Annotated in this window: 8 protein-coding genes; 4 read left to right on the top strand and 4 right to left on the bottom strand. The window is 38.8% G+C overall.

The window, feature by feature from the left end:
- From C6H22_RS07340 to C6H22_RS08940, 4 genes are all read right to left on the bottom strand, one after another.
- Positions 1 to 619, bottom strand: a 619-nt coding sequence (locus C6H22_RS07340; RefSeq protein WP_199769824.1) for a YidC/Oxa1 family membrane protein insertase, incomplete at its 3' end; no start/stop codon positions are given.
- Complete coding sequence (locus C6H22_RS07335; RefSeq protein WP_233707084.1) at positions 616 to 1,719, bottom strand: CDP-glycerol glycerophosphotransferase family protein; 1,104 nt, start codon at positions 1,717 to 1,719, stop codon at positions 616 to 618. The genes C6H22_RS07335 and C6H22_RS07340, both read right to left, overlap by 4 nt.
- Positions 1,720 to 1,832: 113 nt before the next feature.
- Positions 1,833 to 2,051, bottom strand: coding sequence for a hypothetical protein (locus C6H22_RS07330; protein ID WP_104694645.1), 219 nt, complete (start codon positions 2,049 to 2,051; stop codon positions 1,833 to 1,835).
- A 448-nt stretch (positions 2,052 to 2,499) separates the two neighbouring features.
- Positions 2,500 to 2,553: a hypothetical protein gene (locus C6H22_RS08940; RefSeq protein ID WP_233707085.1), complete on the bottom strand. Its 54-nt coding sequence runs from the start codon at positions 2,551 to 2,553 to the stop codon at positions 2,500 to 2,502.
- 265 nt (positions 2,554 to 2,818) lie between these two features.
- Between C6H22_RS08940 and leuA the strand changes: the two genes are divergently transcribed.
- Genes leuA through leuB form a run of 4 tightly spaced genes read left to right on the top strand, consistent with a single transcriptional unit; the run spans position 2,819 to position 7,353 of the window.
- Complete coding sequence (gene leuA, locus C6H22_RS07320) at positions 2,819 to 4,474, top strand: 2-isopropylmalate synthase (protein WP_104694644.1); 1,656 nt, start codon at positions 2,819 to 2,821, stop codon at positions 4,472 to 4,474.
- A gap of 25 nt (positions 4,475 to 4,499) precedes the next feature.
- Entirely contained in the window at positions 4,500 to 5,762 is a 1,263-nt protein-coding gene (gene leuC / locus C6H22_RS07315) for a 3-isopropylmalate dehydratase large subunit (protein WP_104694643.1), read from the top strand.
- A gap of 16 nt (positions 5,763 to 5,778) precedes the next feature.
- On the top strand, positions 5,779 to 6,273 hold the full coding sequence (gene leuD, locus C6H22_RS07310; RefSeq protein ID WP_104694642.1) for a 3-isopropylmalate dehydratase small subunit: 495 nt from the start codon (positions 5,779 to 5,781) through the stop codon (positions 6,271 to 6,273).
- Between the two features lie 9 nt (positions 6,274 to 6,282).
- Entirely contained in the window at positions 6,283 to 7,353 is a 1,071-nt protein-coding gene (leuB, locus tag C6H22_RS07305) for a 3-isopropylmalate dehydrogenase (RefSeq protein WP_104694641.1), read from the top strand.
- The last annotated feature ends 58 nt before the right edge of the window (positions 7,354 to 7,411 follow it).

Below are 7,411 nucleotides of genomic sequence, written 5' to 3'. Positions count from 1 at the left end.
TACATAACGTGCTTATCATCCAATACAACACAAGTCCACTTGGCATTGCATATAACAAAACTAAAAAGATGATAGCAATAAGGCTTCCTTGTATGCGTGCACCACGATCAGTGCTACTTATAAAAACGCTTATAAAACTTAAAGCACTCATCGCAAACGGCAACAACGCATAACCAAAAAGTAAAGTATCAGGCTTAGAAAGATCCTTTATTACTCCAAACTTTGCACCACGCAAACTCTCAAAATCCTGTAATAAAAACAAGACTCCTAAAAAAAATGGAATCTGTAATGCCAATCCACCCAAAGAAAACAGATTATAGATGGGATGATAGTGCTTCTGTTTAAAAAGTGTCTGTGTGTATGCATGGAGCTCCGAGCCCCTAAAAACTTTTTTAAACTCAGCTATTTTTGCATCACATATGGATTTTAAAGCATTTGTTTTTTGTGCTTTTTTATCTGCAAGGTTTGTAAGCTTTAACAAAAAAAGATTAATTGCCACACTTAAAAGCACGATAGCCCAACCATAACTATGTGTATACGTATAAATCGATTCAAACACAGCACCTAGCAAAGTTTGCATAGGATAAATAAAGATATAATACAACACTTCTGCAATCATTGTTTGTCCTTTGTGTCACTAGATGATAAACACGCCAACATAGAATCTAAATCTCGTATTCGGCTAATTTGTGGCATATAAGCCTTAAGGCTATGCTCTAAAAGTTCGCGTTCGATTTTCAAAAGCTCTTGAGTAGCTTTAAATCCTGCATGATGCGGATAACGCCAAAGTTCTTCTTTGCATTTTTTGGCTTCTTGTGTCTTGGTAGATTCTAAAATTTCTGTAATAATTCTCGTGAGATTAGAAAAGTTTTCTTCTTGGAGTTTGCCACCTATACGCTTAAGTGCATTAAAGGTATAAAACTTGTTCATATCAATATCACTAAGATCATACCCCGCAGTATCAAATTCAAAATCTAGCGTAAGCACAGGCTTACCTTCAAGACATACAAAATCAAAAATCACCGAACTAAAATCTGAGATCATCATATTGGCCTTGGCAAATGCATACACATTAGGAGTGCCAATATCCCACACAACATTCTCATATTTTGCAAGATTCTCTTGAATATTTTTGATGTTTTTAGACTCTGCTTCGCCAATTAGACTCTGAGGATGTGGACGGACAATAAGCACAAAACCTGCCTTAGCAAGTGGCTCTAAAAGCCTAAGCCCATACTTACTAAGAATCGTTTCCTTACCCCAAGAAGGAGAAACAAGAATAATAGGTTTATCGTGTGATGGAATATTAGAGAGTGCATCAAAAAGAAGAATCTTGCGATCTAAACTAGATGCATTATGTAATGCCACATCTCTTAGGTTAGAGAGTTCATCTAAATACGTGCTTCCCACAACACCAATATATTTCTTTTTCACAGCATGAGCCTCTTCTACTTCACGCACGAAGTCCTTTTGAATCTCATTTGCCACCAACACAGAATCAAAATAATCCAGTCCAAATGCCCTATATGTCATTGGTGTCAGAGAATGCACGATATGACAATAATGCCCCACACCTTTGCTACGCTTAATTTGCAAAACATCCAATCCTGGTGTAGTAAGCACGCAAATATCAGCTTTGAGAGTATTAAGTTTTACATAAGCCTTATTACCCTCACCAATATAAGCAAAAACACCATATGTAAGATTTTTGCGAGACAATGCTGGGTCATCTTGCCCAGAAGTAAGATATGTATAGGGGTGCTTGATTGAATCTAAGGTATCTAAGATAGGTTTAAAAGTGTGATAGTATTGCTTACCTTCAGAATAAAAAACTATGGTTTTTGTTTTAGAATGCCCCCCCCCCGAAGGCTAAATCCGCTATTTAAAAGAGTCCTAGGAGAAGTAAGTTTGTAAAAAATATTTTTAATAAAAAATACCACAGAGGCAAAGATAGCAACAACAGATGAAAGCAATAACGAACCACTACCAGGATCAAGATACGCAAACGCAGGAACATATCCAAGAGACAATAATACTAATATTCTAACCACGATACCACCCTTACTTTTGATACAAAATTATCTTAAATCAAGGAACCTCTAAAAAGTTCAACAAAATGTCGGAATCATATTGCACATAAGCCAAATATAAGCTTAAGGACTTATAGTTTTTATGTATTGTGATGTGATTAATCTTAGTAACCTCCAACGACAAATCCTCCATACGACACCAGAAGTTAGCACACCAAAAGTGCAAAGCAAAAACTCCATGTTTCATAACTAAAAATACCAAACAAGAACACTAATGCGTAGATTTAAGAAATTCAGCTAAGAACTGAAAGAATTTTGTTGAGATTATCCCTCTTGATACTTTGCCAAACAAAAAAATAAATCAACAATTGACCAGATCCACACAGCAATAAACATATAAGATACCCTATCAGAATAAAAGACATGGAAGCCTCAGCGGGATACGCATATATGAAATATTCTACGACACCTAAGCTATAGCACCTTTATAGAATCTATCCACGCCAAAAAGTCCCAAGAACAAACCCAAAATCAAACCAACAATATAACTTTTCAAAGGAACAGCTACCAAACTCGCAATCTATTATTCTGAAGCTTTTTCAAGTTTTTCCCTTACAAATGGCAAACTTGCACTAGGAATTTTATCCTGTAGTGTCACTAAATTTTACTTGCATACATAGCACACAAAGCAAACACAAACTTAACAGCCTTATTATTTTTTAGTGTTATAATAGAAGAGTTTTATTAAAAATTTGCAAAGCAATTCAGTGTAATATTTAGGAGTTTTTATGAATCACAAAAAGTATCAGCGAGGCTATTTTATGCCTCCTACCCAAAGCTTAGAGTGGGCAAGCAAGGAGTACATAGATAAAGCCCCAATTTGGTGTAGTGTGGACTTACGCGATGGTAATCAAGCCCTTATCACACCTATGAATCTTGAAGAAAAAATTGAATTTTTTAAACTATTAGTCAAAATTGGATTTAAAGAAATCGAAGTAGGATTTCCGGCTGCTAGTCAAACCGAATATGAGTTTTTACGCACACTTATCGAAGAAGAACTTATCCCAAATGATGTCTCTATCCAAGTTCTCACACAAGCGCGAGAACATATCATCAAAAAAACCTTTGAAAGCCTGCGAGGATGCAAAAATGCCATCGTGCATGTGTATAACTCCACATCATTTGCCCAACGCCAACAAGTGTTTAAAAAATCTAAGGAAGAAGTTAAACAAATCGCTATCAACGGAGCAAATCATCTCAAACAAATGGCTGCACAGACCGAGGGAAATTTCCGTTTTGAATACTCACCTGAAAGTTTTAGTGGCACTGAAGTAGACTATGCACTTGAAGTATGTAATGCAGTTATTGATGTCTTTAAACCAACAGCACAAAATAAACTTATTTTGAATCTTCCTGTAACCGTAGAGATGAGTTTGCCACATATTTATGCAAGTCAGGTGGAGTATATCTCTAAAAATCTCAATAATCGTGAAAACGTGCTTATTTCACTTCACCCACATAATGATAGAGGCTGTGGAATCGCCGATGCAGAATTAGGACTTCTTGCAGGAGCTGATAGGATTGAGGGGACACTTTTTGGAAACGGGGAACGCACAGGTAATGTAGATATCATCACTCTTGCTATGAATATGTATTCACATGGGGTAGATTCTAAGCTTGATTTTAGTAATCTTCCAGCGATTTGCGATTTATATGAAAAAGTTACAAAAATGCATGTTTATGAGCGCCAACCATATTCTGGTAAGCTTGTATTTGCAGCATTCTCTGGAAGTCATCAAGATGCGATCGCCAAAGGTATGGCATATCACAAAGAACAAAACCTTGAGACATGGAGTGTGCCATATCTCCCTATCGATCCTCAAGATATTGGGCGCATGTATGAAAGTGATGTCATACGCATAAACTCCCAAAGCGGTAAGGGAGGCATTGCATATGTTCTCTATAGTCAATTTGGTATCGATCTCCCTACAGCATTTAGAGAAGATTTTTCGTATTATGTTAAAGACATTTCAGATAAAGCACACAAAGAGCTTAGCCCACAAGATATTTGCGATATTTTCCAAAAAGACTTTGTGAATCTTAAAAATCCTTTAAGCTTGAAAGATTATCATTTTGCACGCACAGATGATGGCTTAAGCGTGAATTTAAGTGTAGAATTTAGAGGAAAAGATTATGAGATTGAGGGCAAAGGTAATGGGCGATTAGATGCAGTCGCAAATGCCTTGCGTGAGAATCTCGAGCTAGATTTTGATATCGTCGATTATAGCGAACACGCACTCAAAGAAGGTTCATCATCTCAAGCCATCTCATATGTGCAAATCCAAAATACACAAGGCAGATGTTTTGGCGTTGGGATCGATACAGATATTATAGCAGCGAGCATTTATGGCTTGATAAGTGCTATCGACCGCACATTGCATTAATTTTATCATAATGAAGGAGCAAAGTATGAGTATGACAATGTCTCAAAAGATTCTCGCACATAAGGCAAACTTAGAATCTGTTAAGGCTGGTGATTTGATAATGGCAAAACTTGATATGGTGCTAGGTAATGACATCACTACGCCTGTAGCAATCAATGCCTTTAAACAAGCGAAATTTACAGAGGTATTTGACAAAGATAAAATTTCTCTAGTAATGGATCACTTCGCACCAAACAAAGATATCAAAGCCGCTACACAAAGCCAACAATGCCGTTGTTTTGCCAAAGACTTTGATATTTCACATTATTACGATGTAGGAAATATGGGTGTAGAACATGCTCTTTTACCCGAGCAAGGTATCGTAACTATTGGGGATCTTATCATCGGAGCAGATTCACATACTTGCACATATGGAGCATTGGGTGCTTTTTCTACTGGTGTAGGCTCTACAGATATGGCAGTAGGTATGGCAACAGGTGAAGCGTGGTTTAAGGTTCCACAAGCTATGCGCTTTAATCTTAAAGGCACGTTGCGCCCATATGTCAGTGGCAAAGATGTTATTTTACACATCATTGGTAGAATCGGCGTTGATGGTGCACTATACAAAAGTATGGAATTTGGTGGTGAGGGGTTAAAAAACCTTACTATCGATGATAGACTTTGCATTGCAAATATGGCGATTGAAGCGGGAGCAAAAAATGGAATCTTTGAAGTTGATGAAATCACTATAGAATATGCCAAAACACGCACGAGCAAGCAATTCCAAATCTATGCACCAGATCCAGATGCATACTATGAACAAGTATTTGACATCGATCTTAGTCAGATCGATCATACCGTGGCATTTCCTCATCTCCCAGAAAATACCAAACCAAGAGAAGAATGGGGTGAAATCAAAATTGATCAAGTTGTCATCGGATCTTGCACAAATGGACGTTTGAGCGATATGGCAATTGCTGCAAAAATCCTAAAAAATAAAAAAATTGCCAAAAACACGCGCTGTATCGTTATTCCAGCAACACAAAATATCTACCTAGAATGTATTGCTAGAGGATATTTAGAAACTTTTATCAAGGCTGGTTGTGTCGTTTCAACACCTACTTGTGGTCCTTGCTTGGGTGGACATATGGGAATCTTGGCAGCCAACGAAAAATGTGTCTCCACAACAAATCGTAACTTTGTAGGACGCATGGGGCATGTAACAAGTGAAGTATATCTTGCATCTCCGGAAGTAGCAGCAGCAAGTGCTATCACAGGGATATTAAGCACCCCAGAAGCTGTAATCTAACATTTAAGGAGAAAATATGAAAGCCCAGGGTTTTGTTCATAAATATGGCGATAATGTGGACACGGATGTGATTATCCCGGCTCGCTATCTTAATACTGCTGATCATAAGGAATTAGCAAGTCATTGCATGGAAGATATTGACAAAGATTTTGTTAATAAGGTTAAAGAAGGCGATATTATGGTCGGGGGTTGGAATTTTGGCTGTGGATCAAGTCGAGAACACGCACCCATAGCCATCAAGGCAAGTGGTATTTCGTGCATTATTGCTAAAAGTTTTGCACGCATTTTTTATCGCAATGCTATAAATATCGGTCTAGCGATTATAGAATCTCCTGAAATAGCAGATTCTATTATGCAAGGCGATGAAGTAAGTATAGATTTTGACAAAGGTGAAATCACTAGCCTTGGCAAAAACACAACATTCAAAACCACGCCATTTCCACCATTTATCCAAGAAATCATTAATGCCAATGGTTACCTAAACTGGATAGCCCAAAGAAGAGAAGCTTAAGGATTATATATGCAAAAAACAATAGCAGTCATACGAGGAGATGGTATCGGACCAGAGGTCATTACACAAGCCCTCAAAGTGCTAGATGCCATATCACAAAAATATAACCACACTTTTGTGTATAAAGAAGTGCTAGCTGGTGGATGTGCGATTGATGCGTGTGGAGAATGTCTCCCAAAAGAAAGCCTAGAGATATGCAAACAAAGTGATAGCGTGCTTTTAGGTGCAGTGGGTGGTCCACAATGGGATAATCAACCAAGCCATAATCGCCCAGAAAAAGCACTACTTAGAATCCGTAGTGAGCTTGAAGTCTTTGCAAATATCCGCCCAGCCACACTTTTTACGCAATTAAGAGAATCTAGTCCGCTGAAAGCCTCGATTTTGGAGCGCGGGATTGACTTTGTCATCGTGCGTGAGCTCACAGGTGGTGTGTATTTTGGCAAGCACTCAACACAAGGAAATGCAGGAAATCGCGTAGCAAGCGATAATATGTGCTATAGTGAATCTGAAATCGAGCGAATTGCTCGCGTGGGCTTTGAGCTGGCGCGCAAGCGAAACAAAAGGCTCACAAGCGTAGATAAGGCGAATGTGCTAGATTCTAGCAGGTTGTGGCGCGAGGTGGTGGAGCGCGTACATAGTGAATTTAGCGATGTGGAGCTAAGCCATATGTATGTGGATAATGCAGCAATGCAGATTGTGCGCGCACCAAGTCAGTTTGATGTTATTTTGACGGAAAACATGTTTGGTGATATTCTGAGCGATGAGGCGAGTGTGATTACAGGCACGATTGGTGTGATCCCTTCCGCTTCGTTAGGGCAAAGCAAAGTTGGGCTGTATGAGCCTATACATGGGAGTGCGCCAGATATCGCGGGTCAAGATTTCGCAAATCCACTTGGCACGATTTTAAGTGTGGCGATGATGCTAGAGCTTTCGTTTGAGATGAAAGATGAAGCGCAAGCGGTGCAAAAAGCCGTGCAAAAGGTGCTAGATGAGAGCTATCGCACCGCGGATACGATGAGCGAAGGGAAGCAGTGCGTGGGTTGTGAAGCAATGGGCGATTTAGTAAGCCAAAGAATCTAAGGAAATTTTCAATGCACAACACTTCTCCCAAAGTCGGTGTCATCATACCAATCTACAA

Source organism: Helicobacter equorum, assembly GCF_900198655.1.
In the GTDB taxonomy this organism is placed as follows: domain Bacteria; phylum Campylobacterota; class Campylobacteria; order Campylobacterales; family Helicobacteraceae; genus Helicobacter_F; species Helicobacter_F equorum.
Note: the sequence above shows the minus strand (reverse complement) of the source record. Positions and strands in the feature narration are given on the sequence as shown.